Below are 24498 nucleotides of genomic sequence, written 5' to 3' on the forward strand. Positions count from 1 at the left end.
AATCTCCCGAACACGTGGTATCGAGAGGCGAGACAACCAGCTCCGTCACGCCAGACGCTTCTTGAGGAGGTGAATGCAGCACTGTATGCTGGTTTTACGTCTTAACCGAATACGAATGCGGGGGCGACCAACACCTCGTCGATGGTGTGGGTAATCTCCTCGTATATCTCCGATTCGCTGGCGGTAAACGAGACGTAGTGAATCTCGTCCGGGAGCGACGCTCGCGAGTCGACCGACCCGTAGTGGAATTCGAACAGGTCGGTATCGGCGTGCCCGAGGGCGTTTATCGTGGTGCTGGTGTAGGCGAACTCGCGCGCCCCCGCCCCTGCGTCGCCCGCCAACAGAACGACGCTCCCTGGCGGCGACCCCCCACCGATGAGCGAGTCGAACTGCGAGACGCCAAAAGGGATTCGGTTCATGTCAACTTCTCTCAATCCTGCTCCTTACCGTTTTCGCTCGCACCCCGGTTACGCGGGCGGGCGACCCGCACGTCCCCTCCGACGCCCGCCGATTCGAGGGCCGTCTCCGCCGACTCGACGGCCGAGTCGGCGTACGTTCGCGTCGTCACGCCGTACACCGCAGGCCCCCACGAGGATTGCCCCGCTCCGAAGATAGCCGGAGACGCCTCCATCGCCGTCACGAGTTCGCCAACCGGCGGACGGTAGACGCCTCCCTGCTCGTCGGCGTACCACGCGCCGTTGAGTCGGCCGATTTCGGCGACCGCACTTCCGAACGCTTCCGGGTCGTCGCCCGCGATGGCCGGGAGAACGCGCCTGAGAAGCACTGCGGAGATCTCGTCGGCGATGGCGGGGTCCGCGCGTTCGACGACGGCGCGCATACTCGCGTCTTCGTCGTCGCCGTTTCGCCCCGGTTCTGCGTCCGGAAGCGCGACGACGAACCGCCAGTCGTCGGGAACGTCGTGACGGGCGACGACCGTCGGAACCGACCACTCGCCGCGAGCGGGGCGGTCGGTCGTGAACCGTTCGGTGGGGTGTCCTGCGTCGACCACGAAACCGCCGCGTTCGAACGTCGAGACGCCGATACCGCTTCGTCCACCCCTGTCGAGTGCGGGTGCATTCTCGCGGACGTTCGGCCGCCGGTCGTGTGCCCGTGCCACCGCCGCGAGAACGGCGAGCGCGAGTTGCGTCCCGCTGCCGAGGCCGACGTGGCTCGGAAGCCGTTCGTGGACTCGAACGTCGGCTCCGGGTACGCCGAGCACGCCGGTCGCACAGCGAGCATATTCGCGGGTTCGGGGGTCGTCACACAGTACCTCGTCTGCGGTATGCGCTTCGACCGAGACGGTCGGCGATTCGAGTGCGACTCCGAGTCCCCCGTACAGTCGCTCGTGAGCGAGCGAGAGGTTCTGGAAGCCGAAGTGGAGTCGCGCCCCGACCGTCACCCGTGCCATACCCGTGGTTCGAGGAGGGGAAGAAAGGTGGTTTCGGCAGTGGCAATTAGCTCAGGTTGTCGAGGACGAACTCCGCCACCCGTTCGACACCGTTCTCGTAGTTCGGAGACTCAGGTGGGTGGTCCACTGCGCGCGCGACGTGAGGAATCGAGTGTTCGACCTGAAACCCGCGTAATCCTCGGCGCTCGATTACCCGCGAGACGCCGTGTTGTTCGTCGGTGAAGGGGTAGATGACGCAGGGTGTCCCGGCTACGGCTGCCTCCATCACCGTCGAGTAACCGGAACAGACCACCACGTCGGCGGCCCGTATCCACGGGAGGAGCGACGCGGCACACTCCCAGTCGTCGTCGCCGACGAGCGTGACGTCGTGGCCCTCTCGCCGGAGCGCCGTGGCGAGTTCGTCGAAGTTCGTCGAGTAGGTGCTCGGGACGACGAGGACGCCGATGTCGTCCGGCGCTGTCTCGCCGTTGGGTTCGAGTGCAATCGGAGGAACGTGAACGACTCCGGGTGGGTCGCCCCGGTCCGGCGGCCAGACGGCGGGGAAGAGAAACGCGCGAGCAACCGAGAGCTGGTAGCGGTTGAGGAGCCACGTGAACCCCTGTTCGATGGCGGCGTCGTAGTAGGAGGCGGCGTTGTGCGTGAGGACGTACAGTGGAGTTGCGGTACACTGGGCCGCCATCGCGGCGAACATGTCGTCGGTGACGAGGGCGTCGGGATCCTCTCGGCGAAGCCACCGGACGAAATCGGAGACCCGTCTCACGCTGTTGGGAACGCTCTGTGTCACCACGTCGAACAGCGATCCGCCCTGATAATCGCCGATGTAGTCGACCGTCGCTGGACGGTACACCTCGTACCCGTTGTGCTCGATGAACCGCGACCCCGGGCCACCCCCTGCGAGAACGACCCCGGTTTCCGGCCCTTCCAGTGCCTGTGCCACCGCGAGCATCCGGGTTGCGTGACCCGCACCCTCCGGATAATGTGCGACGGCGACGGTCTGGCTCATGGAAGAATGTCTACCGTCCCGTGGCAAGTATATTTGGATTTTGTGAGTTCGGCCACAAACTGAGCGGTGAGACGAGATGCAGTCGGCGTCACACACCTGCCCGTATCGCGTCGTGATGCCACGAGACGGGACCGTCACCGCAATCTTCCAGACGAGATTCTCGCGCTGGTTCGGTGCACGCCGCAAAATCGTGGAACTCCGACAGACACGCTTCGCTCGTCTTTCGGCCTCTCATCGAAGAATGGGACTACCGAAAGACGACGTCGCTCGCTGTTCGTACTTCCACCGAAAAATGGGACCGCCGAGAGTCGAACTCGGGTCCTACGGACCCCATCCGCAGAGGATACCACTACCCCACGGTCCCGCGACGTTTCCAGAGAGGCGAGTCCCTGAGTTAAGCCCTTCGTTTCACTCCTGGTCTCGCGGGACGACGAGGTCGCCGTCGTCGCGCACTGCCAGACTGGCGAGCGGGTCGTTTTCGTACGCCGCGACGCCGTGATACCTGCCGATGACGTAGCCGTCGTGGTCGCTTTCGACCGTCGATTTCTTTTCGCCGTGGGGCGTCACGATGTCCGCGACGACGTCGCCTTCCTCGACGGTGTCCCCCGCCTCGACGCGGTGGCGAACGATTCCCGGCGTGTCGGTGTGGGGGTGGACGGCGCGTTTGACGGGGAACTCCACGGGCGATTCGAGTCCCGTCGGGTCCGGGTCCCCGGGAAGCATGTCGAGTTCGCGCATGACGTTCAACAGCCCCGTCACGCCCCTCGCCCGGGTGTCTTCTTCGACCACTTCGAACCCGCCGAGTTCGACCGTGAAGGCCGGAATCCCGGCGTTGTTCAGTGCCGCACCCGCGGTCGAACGCTGGAGGTTCTGTTCGACGTACTCCGCTGCGGCGTACTCGTTGACGACCGGGAAGTCGTAGGCGTCCACGAGGCGTCCGAGTTCTTCCGCGAGCTGGTTGGCTTGCTCTTCATCACGCTGTTCGCCGAAGAGGACCCTGTCCCGGATGACGAACGGAATCGAACCGACCTGTGCGGTGTGCAGGTCGACCAGTGCGTCCGCCGACTCCTCGAACGCGTCGTAGATTCGCCCGTCGATGAGCTCCTGCACGCGCGGCGGGCGCGAGCTATCGGCATCGGGGTCGGGGAAGTAGCGGTTCGGGTCGTCGCCGTGGTAGTAGGACGCGCGATTCGTCCGACGAAGCCCCGCCGGGTTGAGGTTCGGGAGACAGACCACGGTACCCCGTATCTCGGATTCGAGGTTCTCTTTCATCACGTCCTGTGCGGTGGCCATGGCGGTTACCTCGTTGCCGTGAATCGACGCCGTAATCCAGAGCGTCGGGCCATCTTCTTCGCCCTCGGCGACGAGAACGGGGAGCCGTTCGGGCGTTCCTGTCGGGAGGTCGGTGACGTCCAGCCACCCGGTGGTGAGTTCGCCGGGCGTCGATTCTGCGGTGTCGACTTGCATACCGGGAGGTGTTCGGCGGGTGGTAAAAAATGGTGCGTAGCGGCAGTGGTGGGAAATCGGCGTGGGAGATTCGACATTCGAATCAGACCAGTACGCGCTCCAACTCCACCACTTCTCCCCGCTCCGCCTCCGCATCGCCGACCATCCTGCCGAGACAGACCGCCGCGCCGTTCGGCGTGAAGCAGGCGACGAGTTCGTCCTCGTCCGTTTCGTCCGCGTCGATGACGCCGGGTGCGTACACCTGCGCGCCGTGCGCGACTTCTTCTGCGGCACTCGGGGCGATGGTCACGCTCGGGAGGTGTGACAACGCGCGTTCCGCCGGATGGACGACCTCGCGTAACCAGTCGTCATCGCCCTCTTCGTCCAGGTGGGCCAGCGCGTCCGAGAGGTCGTGGAGCGTCACGAGGTCGGTGTCGTCGAAGGGGTCGGTCGCGGTTCGGCGCAGGTGGCCCATATGTGCGCCCGTCCCGAGCGCGAGGCCGAGGTCGTGACAGAGCTTTCGGACGTAGGTACCACTCTCGCAGCGAATCCGAAGGAGTGCCTGCCTCTCGCGCACCTCCAGCACGTCGAGGTCGTATATCTCACGCACGCGGAGTCGGCGCGAGACGGCGCTCTTTCTGGGCGGTTTCTGATACAGCGGTGCTTCGAACTCGCTCGCGATAGCCTCGATGTCGGCAGGAGGTTCGTCGTGCAGTTCGAGCACGGCGACGTACTCTTTCGCTCCTTCGAGGAAGACCTGCGAGAGGCGTGTCGCCGTGCCGGTCAGGACGGGCAGACAGCCCGTGACTTTGGGGTCGAGCGTTCCGGCGTGGGCCGCCTGGTCGACCGTACAGAGGTCACGGACCCACGCCGCGACCTGGTGGGCCGAGGGGCCGGGGGGCTTGTCGAGATTGACGACGCCGAACTCGAGGAGGTCGGCGGGCGAGCGGTCGTCTGGTGGGCCGCGGAGGGTCATCAGAAGTCGTAGGAGACGCCGGTAATCGGGTACTTGCCCTCGTCCGCCTCGGGGTCGTAGTCCTCGATGGCGGTCGTCAGCATGTCGAGAACGTCGTCGGGATTCCACCGCGCCGTGTTGATGCTGAGGTCGTAGATGCCGAGGTCGCCGATGTCGATACCGTAGTACTCCTCGTAGCGTTGGGCCTCGCTGCCCGCCCGGGCGCGGGTTTCGGTTCCGGCCTGGTCGACGGATTTCCCCTCGCGGTCGGCGATTCTGGCGGCGCGAACGTCGAGCGGTGCGTCGAGCCAGATGCGAAAGTCGGCGTGGTCGCCAGCGAGCCACCCCGCGAGACGGGATTCGAGCACGAGGTCGTCGCGTTCGACGGCGATCTCCCGGAGTCGTCTGTCCAGGTCACGGTCGATTTGCTCGTCCTCCTCGGCGAGTTTGTTGAATTCGAGGGGCGTCAGGTCACGCTCCGCGGCGAGTTCGCGGAAGATGTCGCCGCCGCTCACGTGTTCCAATCCGAATGTCTCGGCGAGTCCCTCGGCGGTCGTACTCTTCCCACTCCCCGGCGGGCCGGAGACTGTCAGTAGCATATCTGCTCTCGAACGAGGACGAAGAAAGAGGTTTTGTTACGTCGGCGTCGTCTGGATGTTCAGCGCCTTGCGGATGAGCTGCGTGAACGCCATCGAACAGAGGAAATACCAGACGATCCACGCCTGCATCGGGCCGATGACGCCACCTTGCCATCCGCTTTCCCCGGCGAGCGGCATGATGACTTTCTGGGGCGTAATGATGTCGCCGTTCTCCTTTATCATCCAGTACATCCAGAGGAAGACGGGAATGGTGAGAAACATCGTCCACACCATCGGGCGGAACTGCTCTTTGAACATGCCCGCCTGGTCGCCCATCGCCTCCATCTGCTCTTCGCGGATGCGCTCCATGGCCTGCTCGTCACCGCGCTCTTTGGCCTCCTTCTGGCGCTGCTGGATGTCTTTCATCCGCTGTTGATAGACGCTCATCTTCTCCATGTTCATCAGGTTGTCCTGCAAGAGCGTCGAGTAGAGCCCCGTCAGCATGGCGAGAATCATGATGACGACGTAGAACGGGAGCATCTCCTGGACGGGGCCGAGCACGACGTTCAGCGTCTGCCCGATGACGTTGCGAACCGAGGCGATGGAGTAACCCGCGAACAGACCGACGCTCGCCACCGCCGCGAGTTTGTCCCACTTCGACCACGTCGTCCCTTCCACGTCGTCTACGTCGGTCGTCGTGGTGGTCGTGGACGAGGCGGTCTCGCTCGTCCCGTTCAGTCCACTCTCGACTGCGTCGGCGTCGGCGAGTTCGAAGCCCTCGTCGCCGTCGACGAGGATGCCCTTCTCTATCAAACGGCCCCACTGACCGCTGGTGAGTTCGTCGCTCACGTCACCCCAGTCGATTTCCTTCGACCCCTCGTCGGTGCGCTCGTACACGACCGACAGGGCGTCGGCCATCGCCGCGTCCTCGGCGATGAGCGACTCTACCTTCTGCGCTGTCCGTGCCATTACCACGGGTTTGGAATCCGCCGTTAATCAACCTTCGGCATCCACACGAGCGCCACGAGATGGAAGCGCGAACCGTCGAAACCGGTCGGATACACTCGTGGTCGTGACGCCGTCTCTCGTCTCGTCGTTCGTAGATGCGCCTTTCGGGACAGATTTTGCCCGCGTGTGACGCGAAAGACAATACGATAGAATAGGGACTGTACTGTAGAATGGGGACTGTGCTGTGAGATGCGGAATTTCTCGGAACGCAGACAAACCGCATCGTCTTCGGGAGTCGTGTGACCGGAGTTCGGGGACGTCCCTGTTTTGCCCACGAGGTCGCACCGTTCTGTCTTCGGCTGTACCCCGGAACTGCCCCTAACCCTATACCGGATGTCCGACAAACCAACGAACGAACCATGACGGAGATGGAGTACACCAAACTCGGCGGTACCGGCCTCGAAGTTTCGCGGCTCTGTCTGGGCTGTATGAACTTCGGGAGCGACCAACCGTGGATGATGAACGACGAGGAGGCGAGTCTCGAACTCATCGACCGGGCGCTCGACATGGGCATCAACTTCCTCGATACGGCGAACGTCTACTCGCGCGGCGAGAGCGAGGAGATAGTCGGCGAGGTCATCGAAGGGCGCAACCGTGACGAACTCGTCGTCGCCACGAAGGTGTACGGCCAGATGGGCGACCACCCGAATGGACAGGGACTCTCCAGAAAGCACATTTTAGACCAGGTGGAAGCGAGTCTCGATCGCCTCGGAACCGACTACATCGACCTCTACCAGATTCACCGCTGGGACGAGTCGACCTCCATCGAGGAGACGCTCTCCGCGCTCGATTACCTCGTCGAGACGGGGAAGGTTCGCTACATCGGCGCGAGCACGATGGCAGCCTGGCAGTTCACCAGGGCGCTCTACGAGAGCGACCTTCGGGACTACGAGCGGTTTACCTGCATGCAACCGGAGTACAATCTCGTCGACCGCCACGAAGAGCAGAACGTACTGCCCGTCTGCGAGCGAGAGGACATCGGCGTCATCCCGTGGTCGCCGCTCGCTGGCGGGTTCCTGACGGGCAAGTACGACCGCGGTGAGGAACCGACCGACGGTAGAGCGACCGAAGACGAGCACACCGAAGCGCGGTTCACCGACGACAATTGGGCCGTGTTGGGCGAGGTACGCGCCATCGCCGAGACGAAGGGGGTCACACCCGCACAGGTCAGTCTGGCGTGGTTACTCCATAAACCGGTGGTCGACTCACCTATCATCGGCCCGCGCACCATCGACCACCTGGAGGAGAACGTCGCGTCGCTCGACGTCTCGCTCTCAGACGAGGAACTGAAGCGACTCGAATCACCAAAATCGCCGGTCTGGTCGCGCGAGATAGCGGATGTCTGACGAGAATCCAATCACGTCGGTCCAGTCCGTCGATTCTGTTTGCTGTCTGGCGGAGGGAACGGTTCCATCCGTAATGGTGGTTAATCCGATATATTTCGCTTGAGTTCGAAAAAAGTGATTCCAATCGGCCACAAATCGTTTTACACACCTTGTACTTAATTTACACGAGTGTGGTAGTTCGTGTTCAGAAAAAGATACAACGAAAGTAGTCAATCGCACCAAAGTTATAAATGCATTTGCTACGTGGTCTCAGGGCATGGTGGGTGCTAGCGAGAGCGACAGTCGGTGTCGGCAAGATGGCGTTTCACGACGGAAGTTCGTGAAAGCTGTCGGTGCATCTGGAACGACAGCAGGTCTCGCTGGATGCACCAGCAGGGGACAATCGGGTAATCCGAACGTCATCCAGTGGGCAGCCGACGACGACATCCAAACGAACAAAGATACTATCGAAAAGGCGCTCCACGAGGCCGGACTGGACGAAAACATCAAGCTCGAGGTTCTCGCAGGGAACGAGAACACTGGTGCGAGGCAGTCACAGTACCAGCGTTGGCTGTCCGCCAACTTATCGGAACCCGATATGTTGCTCGTGGACAGTGGCTGGGCAATTCCCTTCATCGCTCGCCGTCAGTTGTTGAATCTCAGCGAGCACATGTCAAAGGAAGCGCAGGATAAGGTCAACAACGATTACTTCCAGGGAAGCGTCATCACCGGCAAGTCGAACAACGGTGACCTCTACGCTATTCCGCTGTTCTCCGACTTCGGGACGATACAGTACCGAAAGGATCTCGTGAAGAAGTCCGGGTTCAGTCCCGACAAGGAGAACTGGGCGACCGAGGGGATTTCGTGGAAGAAATTCTCGAAGGTGACGAAGAAGGTGAAAAAGGACAACAACATGCAGTACGGATTCACCTTCCAGTCGAGCATCTACGAAGGGCTGTCCTGCTGTGACTTCAACGAGTTCATCACCAGCTGGGGGGGGACGTACTTCGGCAGTATCGACAACCTGCTCGGGCCGGTCGGGAAACGTCCCGTCACGCTGGATTCGAAGAACGTCATCGACTCGGTGAAGATGATTCGGACGTTTATCCACGGAAACAGTGCTCCGAACACCCTGAGCGACTACGCAGGCAACATCGCGCCACGAGCGGTGTTAAGTTGGACGGAAGAGACCTCGCGTGCGCCGTTCAGTAGCGGGAATGCGGTCATGCACCGCAACTGGCCGTACTCCATCCTCATCAACGGCGAAAAGAAAGTCTTCGGCAAAGACCTCGGCGTGATGCCGATACCGTACGGCGTCAAGGAGGGCGAAGCCGACGGGAAAGGACTCGGCGGTATCGCCTCGGCGCTCGGCGGTTGGAACGTCGCTATCAATCCGAACAGCAACAAGAAGGACAAGGCGGTGCAGGCGCTCGAGGCGATGACCAAACAGAGTTTCAAACTCAAGTTGTTCGAGACCATCGGCTGGATTCCGCCGGAACCAGGGGTTCTCGAGACTAAACGGGCGAAGAACATCCCAGTCATGGGTCGGTACGTCGATACGCTGAAGATCGCTGGTCAAAACGCCCTACCGCGTCCCGTCTCGGTCGTCTGGCCACAGCAGTCCGGGAAGATCGCACAGAGCGTTCACTCGGCGTACTCGGGAGAGGCGGCTCCCAAGCAGGCGATGTCGTCGCTGAACAGTCAGATCAAGGAGATCGAGGACTACAACAAGTAGGGTGTGACAAGAATGTCAACAGAACAAGCACGTAGAGAAGAGCAGAAGTCCGGGGTGTACGCCGGTACCGTTCGGTGGATGGAAAATCTGAGCGAGACGCAGTTTGCCTACCTGCTGTTGCTACCAGCGCTGTTGCTGCTCGGTATCATCGCGTTCTGGCCGCTCCTCAGCACGTTCCAGATGTCCCTTCGCGCCGACAGCCTCCGCGGTGCGTCACAGGTCGGCGAGTTCGTCGGATTACAGAACTACGCCGCCCTCCTGACGGGGAAGTTGGACACCGTGGCGCTGCCACAGCCGTTCATCGACTTCAGTCAGCCGTTCAAGAGTGCGCTCGTCGTGACGTTCATCTTCACTATCGTCAGCGTCGCCATCGAGACGGTCATCGGGTTTGGGCAGGCGCTCGTACTCGATCAAGACTTCCGTGGCCGGCGCTGGGTTCGTGTCGCCATCATCATTCCGTGGGCGGTACCCATTGTCATCCAGGGGATGATCTTCTACCTGATGTTCCAGCCGGGCATCGGGTTCGGTGCCGAACTCATGGGGATGATAGGGTTGACGACTACGCCGCTGGTCAAAAGCAGCTCTGCGCTCGGCATCATCGTCGTCGCAGACGTGTGGAAAACGACGGCGTTCATGGCCCTGCTCATCCTCGCGGGGCTCCAGAGCATCGACCGAAGTCTCTACGACGTAGCGAGGGTCGCGGGCGCGTCGAAGTGGCAGCAGTTCAAGATGATAACGCTGCCACTCGTGTTCCCGACGGTGATGGTCGCCATGCTGTTCCGAACCATCGCGGCGATGCGCATTTTCGGCCTCATTGAGACGGTGTCTAGTTGTACGACGGTGCCCTCGCTTTCCTGTCTGGTCGTCACGACGTTCAGCACACGACGCTTCGGCACTGCGGCGGCCATCGCGTTCGTCACGGCGGCCATCATCGGAATCGTGGTGTCGGTGTACATCTTCAAGTTCCGCGACAGCGCACAGGGGGGATTCTAGATGGCGCAAGCAGACCAGACGACGCAGTCCGAAGCGGAGGGTGGCCCGTTCCAGCGCTGGGTACAGGGATCGATACAGAATCCTGAACGGACCTATCAGGCGATGTTCTACGTGGTGACCATCTTCTTCCTGTTTACCACGCTGTTTCCCTTCTACTGGCTGTTGGTGCTCGCACTGACGCCACGGGAGGCCATCTCGAACATCTGGTTCCTGCCGAAAGGGTTCAACCCCGAGGCGTTCGTGACCATCTTCGAGCAGTTACCGTTCCACATCTTCATGTTCAACAGTTTCGTGCTGGCGCTCATCACGACTGCCATCGTGTTGATTCTGGCCAGTCTCGCGGGGTACGTCTTCGGACGGCTGAGTTTCCCCGGCCGAGGGGCGTTGATGTTGCTCATCCTCGCCATCTCGTACTTCCCGCCAGCGGCGTTCTTGCTGCCGCTGTTCCGGTTGTTCACCGGTAACGTCGAGGTGCTCGGTCTCAGCAGTCCGATGCTGTACAACACGCCGGGTGCGATGGTACTGCCGTTCAGCGCGCTGTTCATGCCGCTGTCGATATTCATCCTGACGACGTTCTACGGCCAGATTCCGGACGGTCTGGAAGACGCCGCACGAATCGAGGGAACGACGCGGCTGGGCGCGCTGTTCCGCGTCATCATGCCGCTGTCCGCGCCGGGCGTGGCGACGGCAGGCGTGCTAACCTTTATCTCGGTGTACAACGAGTTCTTCTTCTCGTTCCTGATGACGAACGGGAAGCCGGAGAACTGGGCCCCACTTCTCTGGGGCATTCTGGGATATCAGGGTCAGTACGCCCAGTTCTACAACCTGATGGCAGCAGCGAGTATCGTGGGCGTTCTGCCCATCGCTATCCTCGTGGTCGTCGCACAGGAGAAGATCGTCAGCGGACTCACGGCTGGAGCACTGAAGGAGTGATACAAAATGGGTGAAGTCAACTTAGAACACGTCACGAAACGGTACCAGGATGTAACGGCAGTCGAAGACATGAATCTCACCATCGAGGACGGTGAGTTCGTCACGCTGGTCGGACCGTCGGGGTGTGGAAAATCCACGACGTTGGAGACCATCGCCGGGCTGACGATGCCGACGGAGGGGACGATATCGATCGCCGGACGTGAGGTGACGAACCTCCCACCGAAAGACCGCGGGATAGCGATGGTGTTCCAGAACATCGCGCTGTTCCCGCACATGGACGTGTACGACAACATCAGCTTCGGGTTGCGACTCCGCGATTATGACAAGGACGAGATCGACCGCCGCGTCGACCGCGCCGCGGAGGTCGTCCAACTCGAAGGGATGATGGATCGGATGCCGGACGAGATGTCCGGCGGCCAGCGCCAGCGCGTCGCCATCGCCCGCGCCATCGTCCGCGAACCCGAGGTGTTCCTGATGGACGAGCCGCTGGCGAACCTGGACGCCAAACTGCGCGTCCACATGCGTACTGAACTCCAGCGACTCCACAAGGAACTCGACGCGACCATCGTCTACGTCACCCACGACCAGGCGGAAGCGATGACCATGTCGAGTCGCATCGCGGTCATCAACCAGGGCGAACTCCAGCAGTTCGCCGCACCGCTCGAGTGTTACAACGAGCCGACGAACCTGTTCGTCGCCGGGTTCATTGGGTCGCCGAGCATGAACTTCGTGGAGGGCACCGTCGATTCGAACGGGCTGGAGATGCCCGACTACCACGTGGAGTTCGACCCCGGTCAACTCACCGGCGTCACCGAGGGTGACGAGGTTACGCTCGGCGTCCGTCCCGAAGACGTCTATCTCGTCGAGGATTCCGACAAGGTGTCGAATCCGACCCACCGTATCGACGCGACGACGGACGTGCTCGAACCGATGGGCGACGAGATTTTCGTCTACATCCTCACGGGTGAAAGCGAAGCGGCGGGGATGGAAGCCGAAGCGGACGACGCCCACCAGCTGTTGATGAGCGTCAGCCCCGACAAGGACATCGACATCGATCAGAGCGTGGAGGTCGTCCTCGACAGAGAGCGCATCCACCTCTTCGACAGTCAGACGGGAGAGGCCATCGTCCACGGACTGGAGTTCGCACCGGTCGAGGCCGAAGCCACGGGCACCGAAGCGGAGGGAGACGACTGAGATGGCGACGGAACTCGGGCTGTTCTACTTCGGGGCCGGGACGCTCCTGTTTTTCTTCTGGGCGTACGGCATCGTCTCGTTCGCGCTGGATTTGAAGAACAAGATACTGCCCGGTATCCGAACACTGCTCGCCAACCGACGAGCGCGAAAGGCGGAGGAAGAACGGGAGCACGAACGCGAAGAAAAGAAACAACAACTGTACTGACGTGACTCCCGGCGACTACTCGAGTCCTGTCCGTTTGGTTTCACGTAGCCGATGTGAACATACCAGTAGTGGTGAGCCGGGACGACGAAGGGAAAAGAATAACTCCGTCTCACAGGTGAGCGCTAACTATGAGCGCCAGTGAGCCGGTTCGAGTTGGGTTCGTCGGTCTCGGGAATATTGGACATTATCACGCGGATAGGATAGCTGATTTACGCCACGAGGTCGTGGGCGGGGTCGATATCAACCCCGATGCACGAGCGCGCTTCGCCGAGAAGTACGACACCCGTTCGTTCGAGAGCTACGAGGAACTGTATAAGTCCGACATCGACTGCGTCATCGTCACCACGCCGAACAAGTTCCACGAGGAGTACGCGGTCAGTGCTCTGGACGCGGGACTCGACGTGCTACTCGAAAAGCCGCTCGCCCACTCGTTGGAGAGCGCGGAGCGAATCGCGGAGGCGGCCCGCAACTCCGAGGGCTTCTGTATGGTCGGCTTCCACAATCGCTTTCGTAATCCCGTCGAAGTCGTCAAAGGCTATCAGGACGAAGGTCGGTTCGGCGAGACGCGCCACGTCGAGGCCAACTACATCCGCCGTCGAGGGATTCCGGGACGGGGGTCGTGGTTCACCAATCGCGACGTGGCCGGTGGTGGCGCACTCATCGACATCGGGGTCCACGCTATCGACCTCGCACTCCACTTCCACGACTTTCCGGACGTCGTCGAAGTGAGCGGTGAGGTTCGGTCGCAGTTCGGCGGTCGAGATGACTACACGTACCTCGAGATGTGGGGCGAGGACACCGAGTCCGGGCCGTTCACGGTCGACGACTCCGTGAGCGCGTTCATCCGGTGTGCCGGTGGCAAGACCATCGCACTCGAAGTCGCGTGGGCGGCGAACCGCGAGTCGAGCGAGGAGTATTTCATCCGCGGAACGAACGCCGGAGCGCGCTTCGACAAACGCGACGACTCGCTCACCATCTTCGAGACGGACATGGTCGGTGCGGACCACTTCTCCAACAACGACGTCCGGACACGCCAGGAAGACGCCCACAAAGCCGAACAGCGCGTGTTCTTCGAAGCGGTTAGAGAGGGTGTCACACCGAACATGAACACCGTCGACCAGGCGCTGTCGGTCCAGCGCGTCATCGACGCGATCTATCGTTCTGCGGAACAGGATGCGGCAGTGCAGTTACAGTAGCCACTGGATCCATTTTCCGTGCGGTTCGTAGGCCGCGAGCCGCCGAGACTCGTCGCCGTCGAACCAGTCGAGCGTGAGCGCGTTGTCCCACTCCGGGGCTGCCTGGTGACCCGAGAGCCAGTGAAGCGTCCGGTCTTCTGCAGCGTCTTCGATCCGTCCTTGGAGATGTTCCTGTACCGACTCAGGGAGTTGATAGCGCATCTGCGTGTCGAAGACGCAGACCGGGACGTCGGTCGGTATCTCCTGTAGTACGTCCGGCAGTCGCTCGACCGCGTCTCCCTGGCGGAGTTCCGGTGGGTGCTGTCGGGCGACGGAGGCGGCCTCCCGAAAGATGGTGGCGGTCGGTGTGTTCGGGCCACACGAGCGGAGCCACCTGACGTCGCTCTCGTCGCGCACGTCGAGTGGATTCAGATCGATGCCGACGCGGGACGCGACGGGAGGAAACTCGTTCTGAAGGGGTGGCGACTGCTCACCTCTGACCTCCGAGTCGAGGACACATTCGCTGGTTCCGTACCGGCCAGCGTCACCGTAATCGTAGGCGTAGGCGTAGTAGTCCCAGCAGAGGTTGAGACCTACGCTCGGCCCGAGTTCGACGAGAGCGAGAGGTTTACCACCGACTTCGCGAGAGACGTGCGTGAACGCAGGAAAGAGCGCGGTACAGCGCCGGACTGCGCTCGTCTGCGTTCTGCGGCTGTGCAGGATGGGCAAGAGGTCGTCTTCGTACTCCGTGCAGAAGTCACGAAACGCAGGAAGCGGTCGCCGTCTTCGCGGTCGTCGGAGACGGTCGGATAGTAGTCGGCCAGTGCGTGGTCAGTTCCTGCGAGGAGACGCGAGTGGACTGCCGCGAGCAAAATGTGTGGATGAGACCGCTTCGATGGGACTTCTTCGGCGAGTGCGAGAAGCGTAGGGTCGGATGCGACGCCGTGTGAGATGCGCTCGTACAGTGGCGACGTTCCGACACACCACTCGGCGAAGTCCTCGAATCGTTCCGAGAGAGTCATATTATCGGATGAGTTTTCAGGAAGCGTAAACGTTATCGGATGGATTTCTGGATAGCGTAACCTTTGGTGCCGAAATTTTATTCCCGAATGCAGTAATCGTTCCCAACATGGACATCGGTGTTCTCACGGTTCCGCTCGGTGACGAGTCGCTCGAAGACGCCCTCGACTATCTCGACGGTATCGGCGTCGACGCGGTCGAGATCGGCTGTGGTGGCTATCCCGGCGAAGACCATCTGTCACGAGAGGAGTATCTCGACGACGAGGACGCACAGAACGACCTCCGCGCCCTGATCGACGAGTACGATATGCGTATTAGCGCGCTGGCGACCCACAACAACCCACTCCACCCGGACGAGGAAGAGGCCGAGGAGGCCGATACCGAACTCCGCGAGGCAATCGAACTGGCCGACCAACTCGACATCGACGCGGTCACGTGCTTCTCGGGCCTGCCGGGCGGCGGCCCGAACGAGGAGGTGCCCAACTGGATCACCGCTCCGTGGCCCTCGGAGCACGCCGACGCGCTGGAGTACCAGTGGGAGGAGGTCGCCATCCCGTACTGGCGCGACGTGGCGGAGCACGCCGCCGACCACGGCGTCGACGTCGCCATCGAGATGCACCCGAACATGCTCGTCCACGAACCTGCAGGGATGCTGGAACTGCGGAACGCGACCAACGAGCGTATCGGCGCTAACTTCGACCCGAGCCACCTCTACTGGCAGGGTATCGACGTTCCCGAGGCGATCCGGTTCCTCGGTGAGCACGACGCCATCCACCACTTCCACGCCAAAGACACGAAAGTCTACGAGTCACAGTCGCGGTACAAAGGCGTGCTCGACACGACGCCGTACACCGAGGAGGCCAATCGTTCGTGGCTCTTCCGGTCGGTCGGCTACGGTCACGGGGAGGAGCACTGGAAAGACGTCGTCAGCGCGCTCCGGATGATCGACTACGATGGCGCTCTCTCCATCGAGCACGAGGATTCGTTGACCAGTTCGCGCGAGGGGCTGGAGAAAGCGGTCGAACTGCTACAGCGCGCAGTGTTCAGAACCTCGCCCGGAGAAGCCTACTGGGCCGAGTAGCGAGCGCGACTTACAGATCAGCCAGAAGCCGTTCGGGATACAGGATTTCGTCTCCCTCGGTGAATACGGACGGCGATTTCCAGACACACTCGAATTCTTCGTCGAACTCCGGTTCGTAGCCCGGAAACGAATCCTCCTTGTCGGGCCACGATTCGACGATGTCTGCCTCGTAGACGCGCCAGACTTCGTGTTCTCGCTGGCCGTCGAATGTGAACACTGCTTCGTAGGTTTCGAGGTGTGCCACGTTCGTTAGGGAGACGTCGAGTTCCTCCTCGAACTCCCGGTGGAGGGCGGCTTCGCTGTGCTCGCCGAACTCGACGCCCCCACCGAGAAGGTAGTGGAAGGGGCTGCCCTCAGCGGGATCACGGTCTCGCGCGACGAGGATCTCATCATCGCGGCGGATTAAACCCCGAGTGGAGACCCGGATGTGATCTTCGGACATGGATTCTGTGAATAATCGAATTCATTTGATAAATATACCGGAGTGGTGACGAAAGCCATAGAAGATATCTCGAACCCTCCTTCGCAAAACGTATTCTCGAAAGAACTGGTCACGTAGCGGGCCATGAAACACTAAGCCCCTTCCCGAAGAATCCAAAACCAGTTATGACGCTGAAAGTCGGCGTTCTCGGCTATCGATTCATGGGCAACGCCCATGCGAACGCACTGGCGCGCCTCCCGATGTTCTTCCCCGACGCACCGGACGTCGAACGTCACGTCCTCGTCGGGCGAGACGAAGAGGCGCTCGCGGAGGCGGCAGACCGTCTCGGATTCGCCGAGACGAGCACGGACTGGGAGGAGGTCGTGGACGAGGTGGACGTCTTCTACAATCTCGGACCGAACTTCGTGCACGCGGAACCCTCCATCGCCGCGCTCGACGCAGGCGTCCCGGTGCTCTGTGAGAAGCCACTCGCGGCCACGGTGGAGGATGCAGAGCGCATGGCCGACGCCGCAGAATCGGCGGGCGTCCCCACCGCGACCGCGTTCAACTACCGGTTCATCCCGGCCATCCAGTACGCGAAGGGGCTCATCGACGACGGCGTGCTCGGTGAGATACACCACTTCCGCGGGCGTTACCTGCAAGACTGGCTGGTCGACCCCGACGCGCCGTGGTCGTGGCGTAACGACGAGGAACTGGCGGGCAGTGGCGCGCTCGGCGACCTCGGGGCGCACACCATCGACCTCGCGCGATTCCTCGTGGGCGACGTAGAGCGCGTCTCGGGTCACCTCGAAACGTTCGTCGACGAGCGCCCGGTCCCCGACGAAGACGAGACTCGACCGGTCACGGTAGACGACGCCTACTCCGCGCAGGCCGAGTTGGAGGGTGGTGTGATGGGAACCTTCGAAGCGTCGCGGTTGGCCACGGGGCACAAGAACGACCACTCCATCGAGATTCACGGGTCGGAGGGGAGCCTGAAGTTCTCGCTCGAACGCCTCAACGAACTCGAAGTCCTGCGGGGCGACGACCGCGGCTACGAGACGGTGCTCGTGACCGACGAATCGGACCCCTACATCGACCACTGGTGGCCGCCGGGACACGTCATCGGCTGGGAGCACACCTTCGTCCACGAGAACTACGAGTTCCTCTCGGCGGTCGACGACGAGGCGTCAGAGACGCCTCGGGACGGAGGCGGTGAAACCGACGGAGCAGGAAGCGAGTATCACCCGAACTTCGCGGATGGGTTGGCGGTTCAGCGCGTGTTGGACGCCATCGAGAAGAGCGACGAGCGCGGTGAGTGGGTCGCGGTCGAGTAGAGCAGTGTCAGGTCGGTCGGCGAGAAGTCGGGCGGTACCGAGAGTTCAGTACTCCCACGTCCCCTCGTCCGTCACGACGGAATCGAGGAGGCGGGTCGGCGTCGCGTCGTAGGCCGGATTCGCCACGGAAAAGCCCTCGGCGGGTTCTCGAATCACTTCACTCCCGGAGCGAAAGTCGTTCTCGAAGCGGAACGCTTCGCCGACGATTTTCGCGCTGGAACCGATGGTCGTCACGGGGACGCTGACCTCGTTCGCGGTGGTGACGAGGGGGAAGGTTCCGACGCGGTTGTAGAGCGTCTCGTCTACGATGCAGTCCATGCCGGTGAACACGCGGTCACACTCCGGCAGGTAGTGGCCCGAGGCGCTGTCCACGATGAGTGTCACGTCCACGTTGTCGATTTCACCGAGCACGCGGGCGGTCTTCCGACCGAGGTAGCGCGGGCGAGCCTCCAGCACGTACACGTCGAGGTACGCGCCGTCCGCGACGGCGTGTTCGACCGCCTCCAGCACAGTCGAGGAGTAATCGTGGGTCATGAACGTCAGGCCGTCTTCGAACAGCGGCGCGGCGTTCTCGGCGGCCCGGCGCTTGGCGGTGACGACCTGTTCGACGACGCTGTCGATGGCCTCTCTCGTCCGTTCTTTGGCCGCCTCGACCGACTCGTTTTCTGCCTCGGTGACCATCGTCACGATGGCGCGCTGTGTCGTGACGAGCGAGGCGTGGGAGGGATTGGCCCGTCGGAGGGCATTGCTGTTGTGGTCGAGTGCGCGTTCGAACTCCTCGACCGTCTCGAAATCCCGTTCCAGAAGGTCTTCCAGTGCCCGCGCGGCTTTGACCGCGACTGTCGAGGAGCTGTGTGTCTGCATCTCCTGTATCTCCTCGACTGTCTCGTCTATCATGCGCTAACGGAGTCCGTCGGGACACATGATTGTTCTGGGTTTCCGATTCCGGAGATGACGGAACCGACTCAGAGGGCCAACGGCACGCGCGGTCGTCCTCCGACACTGGCTTTCGAAATCACCAGGTAACGAGAATCAACGTTCCGTTTACGTACGTCGAACGCCAATCGCCACTCATGACCGTTCCCGTTCGCTACTACTGTCCCCACTGCGGCGCGATTGCAACGTTGGAACGCGACGCCCGCCTCGCAGACAAGTCGGTGACCGCCCACCCGCTGGACGGCTGGGAGTACGCCCCTGCCTACGAGGCGTTCGAGGACGCAGACGGCGTCGAAATCGTCTGCGGTGCGAAAGAGACCGACGGTGAGGGATGCGGTGAACTGTACTATCTGAACTTCGTGAAGTTCGACGGCGGCGACGAACTCGACCCGCACGTGCCGCTCAGACCCGAGGACGTACCGAACTTCGATTTCAGAACGTAGTGGAGACGGTCCGAGTGGGACCGTCGCTTTCCCGCTTCACCGCACCTTGAACAGAAATCCCCACGCGTACGTCTCACCGCCCACGCCGTACTGGTCCTCGAAGCGATACCGACCGTCCGGGAAACACGCCTCATTCTTCGCGTGATTCAGCACCGACCACTCGACGTGCGTTCGCTCGCCGGGCGCGAGCGTCCGGTATTCGACCGCGTCCTGACCGGCCAGATTCCGGGTTTTCCAGCAGCCAGACCGTCTGTCGTCCGATGTCGCCTCGTACTGGAGGAGGAGTTTCGCGCCGTCGTCTACCACGCTCGTGGTGTCCGCGAAGGGGTCAGGATAACCGAATCGGAACGTCCGCGCTTCGTCGGCCGTACACTCGAACCGAACTCGAATGCGCGGTAGCTGTTTTGCCGTCTCCGTCGCGAGGAGGTCCGCAGTTACCGTCGCCGGGAGCCCGTCGGGTACCGGGTCGCTGTCGATGGAAAACGACCTCCGCGAAGCGATATTCAGCACACTACCGAGACCCCCCCGGTAGCGGCAGTGGCGAGTATGCCCAGCACCGCTCGTCGTTGCATACGTCCGGTACGACGCTATGGTATCAAAAGATTGTGATTAGTAAAAAAGAAAATTTTACTAATTCGTTCACCCCTTGATGTTGCAGACGGGGTAGGTTCGGGCTACCTTGTCACCGATGCCCAGCGCGTCGGAGACTTCCACCACTTCGTCCACGTCCTTGTAGACGCCGGGCGCTTCCTCCGCGACGGTCGCGCCGCTCTGGGCTTTGACGTAGATGTGTTCCTGTTCGAGGTCGTTTTGCACGTCGCCGCCCCAGTAGTCCTTTTTCGCCTGAGTCCGACTCATGACGCGGCCCGCGCCGTGGGCAGTCGACCCGAAACTGAGGTTCATCGACTCCTCGCCACCGCGGAGCACGTAGCTCCCCGCACCCATGCTTCCGGGGATGATGATGGGCTGGCCGACGTCAAGGTACGCGCCGGGCACCTCGGGGTGCCCTGCGGGAAACGCTCGCGTCGCACCCTTCCGGTGGACATACAGTTCTCTCTTTTCGCCGTCGACCTCGTGTGTCTCCTTCTTGGCGATGTTGTGTGCCACGTCGTACAGCAGATCCATCTCCATCTCGCGCCACGACCGCCCGAACACGCGCTCGAACACCTGCCGCGTTCGGTGCATGATGAGTTGGCGGTTCACCCACGCGAAGTTGATGGCCGCCCCCATCGCCTGGTAGTAGTCGTCCGCGAGTTGGCTCCCGGCGGGCGCGGCGGCGAGTTCCTTGTCGGGAAGTTTCGACAGTAGTCCGGAGTGGGTTTTCTCTATCTTCCGCAGGTAGTCGGTACAGACCTGATGGCCCAGTCCGCGGCTCCCACAGTGGATGAGCACGACGATCTGCTCTTCTGCGAGCCCGTACGCATCCGCCACGTCCTCGCGGAACACGTCGGTCACGCGCTGGACTTCGAGGAAGTGGTTGCCACTCCCCAGGCTCCCTATCTGATTTTTCCCGCGGTCTTTCGCCTTCTGGGATATCTTCGAGGGGTCGCTCTCCGCGCGAACGCCCTCGTCTTCGCAGTGGGCGAGGTCGGCTTCGACGGCGTACCCCTCGTCCAGCGCCCACGCCATCCCCCTGTCGAGGATGTCGTTTACGTCGTCGATGTCCCCCTTGACGACCCCACCGCCGCCGAGTCCCGACGGGATGTTGGCGAACAGCGCGTCCACGAGTTCCGCTTCCCGTCCTCGGAGGTCGTCGTAGATGAGGTTCGTCCGCATCATCCTGACGCCGCAGTTGATGTCGTAGCCGACCGCTCCCGGCGAGATACAGCCCTCCTCGGCATCGATTCCGGCGACACCACCCACCGGGAATCCGTACCCCTGATGGCCGTCGGGCATACAGAGCGCGTGTTTTTGCACGCCCGGCAGGTGGGTCGCGTTCCGCAACTGCTGGAGCGTCTTGTCGTCTGCAATCTGGTCGAGCAGTTTCTCGCTGGCGAGCACCCGCGCGGGCGTCCCCATCCCGTCTTCCCGTGGAATCTCCCAGACGTGCTCCCGAACCTCTTCGAGCGTGATGTCTCCGGCGGTGTACGTGTTCATACTCGAACGTACGGCGCGTACTCCGAAGACGTTTCGGAGTTCGGTTTCGGCCGAAGGCGACGTGAGCGGTTTACACGTCGAAAACCACGTAGGCGCGCCACCCCTCGGGCGTCTCCTCGACGGCCATCTCGGAGTAGGTCACGGCCTTGATCTCCCGTGCCCCGAGTCCCGCGAGGGGCACGCCTCGAGCGGTTCCCGCCAGCGTCCACTCGCCGTCGGCGTCGTGGACATTCGGTTCGTGGACGGTGACTTCGTTTTCCACCGGGAGCACGCCGCGCACGTCGCGCTGGTAGATGAGTTCGTCGAGGTAGTCGAACAGCAGCGCCTCTCGACCCTCGGCGGACACCGTGAGGTCGAATCGCTCTCCGCTGTCGGGTATCTCGTCACACATCGCAGCGGCCATGCCGTCGGCGACGGCGGCGAACACGGCAGAGAGCGAGTTCGCCGTGGCTTCGACCGCGACGTCGGCGGTGTGCTCGCGTAGTGCGAAGTTCATCGTCCGAAGGTCGCCCGCGACGGGTATCAGGCTTACCACTTCGTCCGTGTCAATCTGTCCCTATGCCGGTGGAATTATATTGAACTGTCTGCTACTCACTGCCAGTGAGCGTAAATATCGACACGCGAATCGTTCCGCCGGGCGACAATCGCTACGTCGAGGAGGCGTGGACGTTGAAGGAGAATATCCGGCAACGAGAGGACGTGCTGAAACAGCGACGGGGCTTTTTCACGGACGCCTACCGTCGCTCGACCGTCTACTGCTACGTCACCGAGGAAGACGACGGTGAGCGTCTCATCGGCTTCGCAGCAGTGCGGCGCGACGGATACATCCTCTTTCTCGCTGTCGATACCGATTTCCGGGGGCAAGGGTTCGGCCAGCGGTTGGTCGCGAAGGTCGCCGACAACCACGACTCCGTGACATGCCACGCTCGAACGACGAACGAAAACGCACTCCATTTCTACCGCCACCTCGGCTTCGAAGTCGTTCGCCGAATCGACAACTACTACGAGGACGCAGGCGACGCGTACTATCTCCGATTGGGCGAAGAAGAGAGCATCGCGAAGCGACTCTCGGATTTCATGCGCGGGTAAGGCTTCGCCGCGCAGTAGCGCCATTATCCCGAAGAAACGAGCACTTGAATCGAAGAAACAACGCTTTAATCGTTCGCCCACTCACCTACTGACGATGAAAGAGCGGACGCGAGCGTATCTCCGTGGCCGGTTCCGTGACCACTACCGGTCGGTGAACCCGACGCTCCCGCCGGGTGCGGAGGAGCGAGAGTGGGGCTACATCCCGTGGACGACCGGGCCGGGGACGACGATGGTTCGGCACAACTCCCTGCTCGACCTCGGTGACCTCGGTGGGTTTCTCCAGCGCGAGCGTCCGCGCCACGTCTACTTCTCCGCTGGCCGCTACCGCGACCCTGGTGCGAACACAATGGAGGCGAAAGCGTGGCAGAGCGCAGACCTCGTCTTCGACCTCGACGCCGACCACCTCCCCGGCGTCACCGACGAGACGACCTACGCCGAGATGCTCGCGCGCTGTAAGGCCGAACTGCTCGATTTGCTGGACCTGCTCGACAGGGATTTCGACTTCGAAGACACGACCGTCGTCTTCTCCGGCGGGCGGGGGTATCATGTCCACGTTCGGGACGACGGCGTCCAGCACCTAGACCGGGAAGCACGCCGGGAAATCGTCGATTACGTGCGGGCGAGGGATGTGGCGTTCGACTCGCTCGTCGAAGCCGAAGCGGTCGCCGGACTCGGCCTCAAGAACCCGACCCACAAACGGAGCCTCCCGACCGAGGGTGGCTGGGGTGGGCGCGTCCACGCACGACTCTGTGCGTTCGTGGACGAACTCGTGGCGATGGACGAAGCGGACGCGCTCGAACGTCTCCAGAAGTTCGACGGCATCGGTACCGGGAAGGCGACGGGAGCGTACAACGCCGCGAAGAACAACCGCCGAGAGATAGCGGCCGGAAACGTGGACGTGCATCCGGCGTTCTACCAACTCGCGCGCATCGTCGCCGAGGACGTGTTCGCCTCGGAGAGTGCGGCGGTAGACGAACCGGTGACGACCGACACCCACCGTCTCATCCGATTTCCGGGGAGTCTCCACGGTGGCAGTGGACTGGAGGTCCGTCGGATTTCACGCGACGAACTCGACGATTTTGACCCGCTCGTCGACGCGATACCGGAGACGTTCACGAGACACGAAGTGACAGTGGGACTGAAAGAACCGGCGCACGTCGAACTCGGTGGCGAAAGCTTTACGCTCCCTGCAGGTGATGTATCGATTCCCGAATACGTTGCCATCTTCCTTATGGTGCGTGACCGGGCAGAAAAAGGGAAAGAATGAACCTCGACGAACTCCGCAGCGTCCAGAGCAAGGAGCGCTCGAAAGATAGCCTGCAACATCTGCGGGAGTCTTTCTACGCAGACGTCGGTGCGTACATCCGTGACCTTCGCGAGGAGCGCGAGCGGGCCGCCGAACGGGCAGACGACCCGTTCGACTCCGTCGAAGTCAACCGACTGACCGACGAAATACAGACGGCGGAAGAAGTCGTCGAGGCGATTTACGAACGGCGCGTGGGCAAAGTCGTCAAGCGTGCGAGCCTCTCGGCGGCCGGAATTCCGGCCGACGAAGAGGGACTGACCACCGAAGAACAGACGCTGTTTACCGACCTCGTCGAGCGTATCGAGTCGAACAAATCCACCGTGCTCGACGTCCTTTCGGGGACCGAATCCGATACGGAAGCAAACGCCGAGGAATCGACTCCGGACGACGCGGCCGAAGAGGAGACAACTGCTGGCGACTCGGCGTCCGAAGAGGCAGACCGACCCACCGCCGAAGCAGCGGCGGTTGCCGGGGATTCCGAGCCAATCGACACGGACTCTGAGAACGCACCGGACCGTCCGGAATCGACCGACAACGGCGAATCGATTCCGGACGAGGGGGCGACACCCGACGAGGAGCCTGCACCCCAGGAGACCCCCGAACCGGCACTCTCGGACGAGCGAACGATGGTTCGGATCACCCGCGACGTGGGAGAGATTTTCGGCGTGGACGAACGGGAGTACGACCTCGCGAGCGAAGACGTGGTGACGCTCCCCGCCGAGAACGCAGCGCCGCTCATCGAGCGAGACGCGGCGGAGAAACTAGAGTGAGACCGCGACGGTGATATTCGTCTCGACGACCGTTCGCTTTTAA

The 24498-nt window shown here is 62.0% G+C and carries 25 protein-coding genes, 1 tRNA gene and 1 pseudogene; 13 read left to right on the plus strand and 14 right to left on the minus strand.

Annotated elements, in window-relative coordinates:
- Positions 1–101: 101 nt before the first annotated feature.
- From ACR3FF_RS12840 to ACR3FF_RS12875, 8 genes are all read right to left on the minus strand, one after another.
- Positions 102–419 carry an RAD55 family ATPase gene (locus tag ACR3FF_RS12840; RefSeq protein WP_458188467.1) on the minus strand — a complete coding sequence of 106 codons (318 nt, stop codon included), beginning with the start codon at positions 417–419 and terminating at the stop codon, positions 102–104.
- Between the two features lie 11 nt (positions 420–430).
- Entirely contained in the window at positions 431–1408 is a 978-nt protein-coding gene (locus ACR3FF_RS12845; protein WP_458188468.1) for a beta-ribofuranosylaminobenzene 5'-phosphate synthase family protein, read from the minus strand.
- Between the two features lie 46 nt (positions 1409–1454).
- On the minus strand, positions 1455–2411 hold the full coding sequence (locus tag ACR3FF_RS12850) for a glycosyltransferase (protein ID WP_458188469.1): 957 nt from the start codon (positions 2409–2411) through the stop codon (positions 1455–1457).
- Between the two features lie 293 nt (positions 2412–2704).
- Positions 2705–2775: transfer RNA gene (locus ACR3FF_RS12855), tRNA-Pro, on the minus strand.
- 44 nt (positions 2776–2819) lie between these two features.
- Complete coding sequence (locus ACR3FF_RS12860) at positions 2820–3878, minus strand: succinylglutamate desuccinylase/aspartoacylase family protein (protein ID WP_458188470.1); 1059 nt, start codon at positions 3876–3878, stop codon at positions 2820–2822.
- A gap of 82 nt (positions 3879–3960) precedes the next feature.
- Positions 3961–4833: an RNA-guided pseudouridylation complex pseudouridine synthase subunit Cbf5 gene (locus ACR3FF_RS12865; RefSeq protein WP_458188471.1), complete on the minus strand. Its 873-nt coding sequence runs from the start codon at positions 4831–4833 to the stop codon at positions 3961–3963.
- Positions 4833–5411 (minus strand): (d)CMP kinase, encoded by a 579-nt coding sequence (gene cmk, locus ACR3FF_RS12870; RefSeq protein WP_458188472.1) that lies wholly within the window; start codon positions 5409–5411, stop codon positions 4833–4835. The genes ACR3FF_RS12865 and cmk overlap by 1 nt, the downstream gene beginning before the upstream one ends.
- 36 nt (positions 5412–5447) lie before the next feature.
- A complete protein-coding gene (locus ACR3FF_RS12875) occupies positions 5448–6359 on the minus strand; it encodes a DUF106 domain-containing protein (RefSeq protein WP_458188473.1) in 912 nt (303 codons plus the stop codon).
- Between the two features lie 398 nt (positions 6360–6757).
- Here ACR3FF_RS12875 and ACR3FF_RS12880 point away from each other — a divergent pair, with 398 nt between their 5' ends.
- From ACR3FF_RS12880 to ACR3FF_RS12910, 7 genes are all read left to right on the plus strand, one after another.
- Positions 6758–7744 (plus strand): aldo/keto reductase, encoded by a 987-nt coding sequence (locus tag ACR3FF_RS12880; RefSeq protein ID WP_458188474.1) that lies wholly within the window; start codon positions 6758–6760, stop codon positions 7742–7744.
- Between the two features lie 256 nt (positions 7745–8000).
- Positions 8001–9458, plus strand: a complete 1458-nt coding sequence (locus ACR3FF_RS12885; protein WP_458188475.1) for an extracellular solute-binding protein — start codon at positions 8001–8003, stop codon at positions 9456–9458.
- Positions 9459–9470: 12 nt separating this feature from the next.
- Positions 9471–10451 (plus strand): carbohydrate ABC transporter permease, encoded by a 981-nt coding sequence (locus tag ACR3FF_RS12890; RefSeq protein WP_458188476.1) that lies wholly within the window; start codon positions 9471–9473, stop codon positions 10449–10451.
- Entirely contained in the window at positions 10452–11384 is a 933-nt protein-coding gene (locus tag ACR3FF_RS12895; protein ID WP_458188477.1) for a carbohydrate ABC transporter permease, read from the plus strand. It abuts the gene before it with no gap.
- Positions 11385–11390: 6 nt separating this feature from the next.
- Complete coding sequence (locus ACR3FF_RS12900) at positions 11391–12578, plus strand: ABC transporter ATP-binding protein (protein ID WP_458188478.1); 1188 nt, start codon at positions 11391–11393, stop codon at positions 12576–12578.
- Between the two features lies 1 nt (position 12579).
- Positions 12580–12783, plus strand: coding sequence for a DUF8005 family protein (locus ACR3FF_RS12905; RefSeq protein ID WP_458188479.1), 204 nt, complete (start codon positions 12580–12582; stop codon positions 12781–12783).
- A gap of 128 nt (positions 12784–12911) precedes the next feature.
- A complete protein-coding gene (locus ACR3FF_RS12910; RefSeq protein ID WP_458188480.1) occupies positions 12912–13979 on the plus strand; it encodes a Gfo/Idh/MocA family protein in 1068 nt (355 codons plus the stop codon).
- On the opposite strand, the pseudogene ACR3FF_RS12915 reads toward ACR3FF_RS12910, so the two are convergent.
- Positions 13971–14980, minus strand: a pseudogene (locus ACR3FF_RS12915) (DUF2332 domain-containing protein). The gene ACR3FF_RS12910 and the pseudogene ACR3FF_RS12915 sit on opposite strands and share 9 nt — an antisense overlap.
- Before the next feature lie 107 nt (positions 14981–15087).
- Between ACR3FF_RS12915 and ACR3FF_RS12920 the strand changes: the two are divergent.
- Positions 15088–16059, plus strand: a complete 972-nt coding sequence (locus tag ACR3FF_RS12920; RefSeq protein ID WP_458188481.1) for a sugar phosphate isomerase/epimerase family protein — start codon at positions 15088–15090, stop codon at positions 16057–16059.
- Between the two features lie 10 nt (positions 16060–16069).
- On the opposite strand, the gene ACR3FF_RS12925 is transcribed toward ACR3FF_RS12920, so the two are convergent.
- A complete protein-coding gene (locus ACR3FF_RS12925; RefSeq protein WP_458188482.1) occupies positions 16070–16501 on the minus strand; it encodes an NUDIX hydrolase in 432 nt (143 codons plus the stop codon).
- Between the two features lie 164 nt (positions 16502–16665).
- Here ACR3FF_RS12925 and ACR3FF_RS12930 point away from each other — a divergent pair, with 164 nt between their 5' ends.
- Positions 16666–17814 carry a Gfo/Idh/MocA family protein gene (locus ACR3FF_RS12930; protein WP_458188483.1) on the plus strand — a complete coding sequence of 383 codons (1149 nt, stop codon included), beginning with the start codon at positions 16666–16668 and terminating at the stop codon, positions 17812–17814.
- Between the two features lie 45 nt (positions 17815–17859).
- Here the strand turns inward: ACR3FF_RS12930 and ACR3FF_RS12935 are convergent, their stop codons facing one another.
- Entirely contained in the window at positions 17860–18711 is an 852-nt protein-coding gene (locus tag ACR3FF_RS12935; protein WP_458188484.1) for an eIF2B alpha/beta/delta subunit family protein, read from the minus strand.
- A gap of 176 nt (positions 18712–18887) precedes the next feature.
- Between ACR3FF_RS12935 and ACR3FF_RS12940 the strand changes: the two genes are divergently transcribed.
- Entirely contained in the window at positions 18888–19193 is a 306-nt protein-coding gene (locus ACR3FF_RS12940; RefSeq protein WP_458188485.1) for a DUF7969 family protein, read from the plus strand.
- 36 nt (positions 19194–19229) lie between these two features.
- Here the strand turns inward: ACR3FF_RS12940 and ACR3FF_RS12945 are convergent, their stop codons facing one another.
- The 3 genes from ACR3FF_RS12945 to ACR3FF_RS12955 all read right to left on the minus strand — a co-directional run bounded on the left by ACR3FF_RS12945 (position 19230) and on the right by ACR3FF_RS12955 (position 21786).
- A complete protein-coding gene (locus ACR3FF_RS12945) occupies positions 19230–19703 on the minus strand; it encodes a hypothetical protein (protein ID WP_458188486.1) in 474 nt (157 codons plus the stop codon).
- A gap of 129 nt (positions 19704–19832) precedes the next feature.
- The gene (locus tag ACR3FF_RS12950; RefSeq protein WP_458188487.1) at positions 19833–21290 is read right to left on the minus strand and encodes an RtcB family protein; all 1458 of its coding nucleotides are present in this window, start codon (positions 21288–21290) and stop codon (positions 19833–19835) included.
- A gap of 70 nt (positions 21291–21360) precedes the next feature.
- The gene (locus ACR3FF_RS12955) at positions 21361–21786 is read right to left on the minus strand and encodes an archease (RefSeq protein ID WP_458188488.1); all 426 of its coding nucleotides are present in this window, start codon (positions 21784–21786) and stop codon (positions 21361–21363) included.
- A gap of 104 nt (positions 21787–21890) precedes the next feature.
- Between ACR3FF_RS12955 and ACR3FF_RS12960 the strand changes: the two genes are divergently transcribed.
- The 3 genes from ACR3FF_RS12960 (at position 21891) to ACR3FF_RS12970 (ending at position 24455) form a co-directional block, all read left to right on the plus strand.
- Complete coding sequence (locus ACR3FF_RS12960; protein WP_458188489.1) at positions 21891–22379, plus strand: GNAT family N-acetyltransferase; 489 nt, start codon at positions 21891–21893, stop codon at positions 22377–22379.
- 94 nt (positions 22380–22473) lie between these two features.
- Complete coding sequence (gene priS, locus ACR3FF_RS12965; protein WP_458188490.1) at positions 22474–23646, plus strand: DNA primase small subunit PriS; 1173 nt, start codon at positions 22474–22476, stop codon at positions 23644–23646.
- A complete protein-coding gene (locus ACR3FF_RS12970) occupies positions 23643–24455 on the plus strand; it encodes a DNA replication complex subunit Gins51 (RefSeq protein WP_458188491.1) in 813 nt (270 codons plus the stop codon). Before priS ends, ACR3FF_RS12970 begins: the two co-directional genes overlap by 4 nt.
- The last annotated feature ends 43 nt before the right edge of the window (positions 24456–24498 follow it).

The sequence above is a fragment of the Haladaptatus ordinarius genome (genome assembly GCF_054177595.1).

What these genes read in the sequence shown, in the direction of transcription:
- cmk (WP_458188472.1), bottom strand. Translation starts at nt 5,411, where the DNA reads ATGCTACTGACAGTCTCCGGCCCGCCGGGGAGTGGGAAGAGTACGACC.
- ACR3FF_RS12890 (WP_458188476.1), top strand. Translation starts at nt 9,471, where the DNA reads ATGTCAACAGAACAAGCACGTAGAGAAGAGCAGAAGTCCGGGGTGTAC.
- ACR3FF_RS12935 (WP_458188484.1), bottom strand. Translation starts at nt 18,711, where the DNA reads ATGATAGACGAGACAGTCGAGGAGATACAGGAGATGCAGACACACAGC.
- ACR3FF_RS12900 (WP_458188478.1), top strand. Translation starts at nt 11,391, where the DNA reads ATGGGTGAAGTCAACTTAGAACACGTCACGAAACGGTACCAGGATGTA.
- ACR3FF_RS12920 (WP_458188481.1), top strand. Translation starts at nt 15,088, where the DNA reads ATGGACATCGGTGTTCTCACGGTTCCGCTCGGTGACGAGTCGCTCGAA.
- ACR3FF_RS12885 (WP_458188475.1), top strand. Translation starts at nt 8,001, where the DNA reads ATGGTGGGTGCTAGCGAGAGCGACAGTCGGTGTCGGCAAGATGGCGTT.
- priS (WP_458188490.1), top strand. Translation starts at nt 22,474, where the DNA reads ATGAAAGAGCGGACGCGAGCGTATCTCCGTGGCCGGTTCCGTGACCAC.
- ACR3FF_RS12845 (WP_458188468.1), bottom strand. Translation starts at nt 1,408, where the DNA reads ATGGCACGGGTGACGGTCGGGGCGCGACTCCACTTCGGCTTCCAGAAC.
- ACR3FF_RS12895 (WP_458188477.1), top strand. Translation starts at nt 10,452, where the DNA reads ATGGCGCAAGCAGACCAGACGACGCAGTCCGAAGCGGAGGGTGGCCCG.
- ACR3FF_RS12880 (WP_458188474.1), top strand. Translation starts at nt 6,758, where the DNA reads ATGACGGAGATGGAGTACACCAAACTCGGCGGTACCGGCCTCGAAGTT.
- ACR3FF_RS12840 (WP_458188467.1), bottom strand. Translation starts at nt 419, where the DNA reads ATGAACCGAATCCCTTTTGGCGTCTCGCAGTTCGACTCGCTCATCGGT.
- ACR3FF_RS12875 (WP_458188473.1), bottom strand. Translation starts at nt 6,359, where the DNA reads ATGGCACGGACAGCGCAGAAGGTAGAGTCGCTCATCGCCGAGGACGCG.
- ACR3FF_RS12910 (WP_458188480.1), top strand. Translation starts at nt 12,912, where the DNA reads ATGAGCGCCAGTGAGCCGGTTCGAGTTGGGTTCGTCGGTCTCGGGAAT.
- ACR3FF_RS12865 (WP_458188471.1), bottom strand. Translation starts at nt 4,833, where the DNA reads ATGACCCTCCGCGGCCCACCAGACGACCGCTCGCCCGCCGACCTCCTC.
- ACR3FF_RS12940 (WP_458188485.1), top strand. Translation starts at nt 18,888, where the DNA reads ATGACCGTTCCCGTTCGCTACTACTGTCCCCACTGCGGCGCGATTGCA.
- ACR3FF_RS12850 (WP_458188469.1), bottom strand. Translation starts at nt 2,411, where the DNA reads ATGAGCCAGACCGTCGCCGTCGCACATTATCCGGAGGGTGCGGGTCAC.
- ACR3FF_RS12905 (WP_458188479.1), top strand. Translation starts at nt 12,580, where the DNA reads ATGGCGACGGAACTCGGGCTGTTCTACTTCGGGGCCGGGACGCTCCTG.
- ACR3FF_RS12955 (WP_458188488.1), bottom strand. Translation starts at nt 21,786, where the DNA reads ATGAACTTCGCACTACGCGAGCACACCGCCGACGTCGCGGTCGAAGCC.
- ACR3FF_RS12930 (WP_458188483.1), top strand. Translation starts at nt 16,666, where the DNA reads ATGACGCTGAAAGTCGGCGTTCTCGGCTATCGATTCATGGGCAACGCC.
- ACR3FF_RS12950 (WP_458188487.1), bottom strand. Translation starts at nt 21,290, where the DNA reads ATGAACACGTACACCGCCGGAGACATCACGCTCGAAGAGGTTCGGGAG.
- ACR3FF_RS12970 (WP_458188491.1), top strand. Translation starts at nt 23,643, where the DNA reads ATGAACCTCGACGAACTCCGCAGCGTCCAGAGCAAGGAGCGCTCGAAA.
- ACR3FF_RS12925 (WP_458188482.1), bottom strand. Translation starts at nt 16,501, where the DNA reads ATGTCCGAAGATCACATCCGGGTCTCCACTCGGGGTTTAATCCGCCGC.
- ACR3FF_RS12860 (WP_458188470.1), bottom strand. Translation starts at nt 3,878, where the DNA reads ATGCAAGTCGACACCGCAGAATCGACGCCCGGCGAACTCACCACCGGG.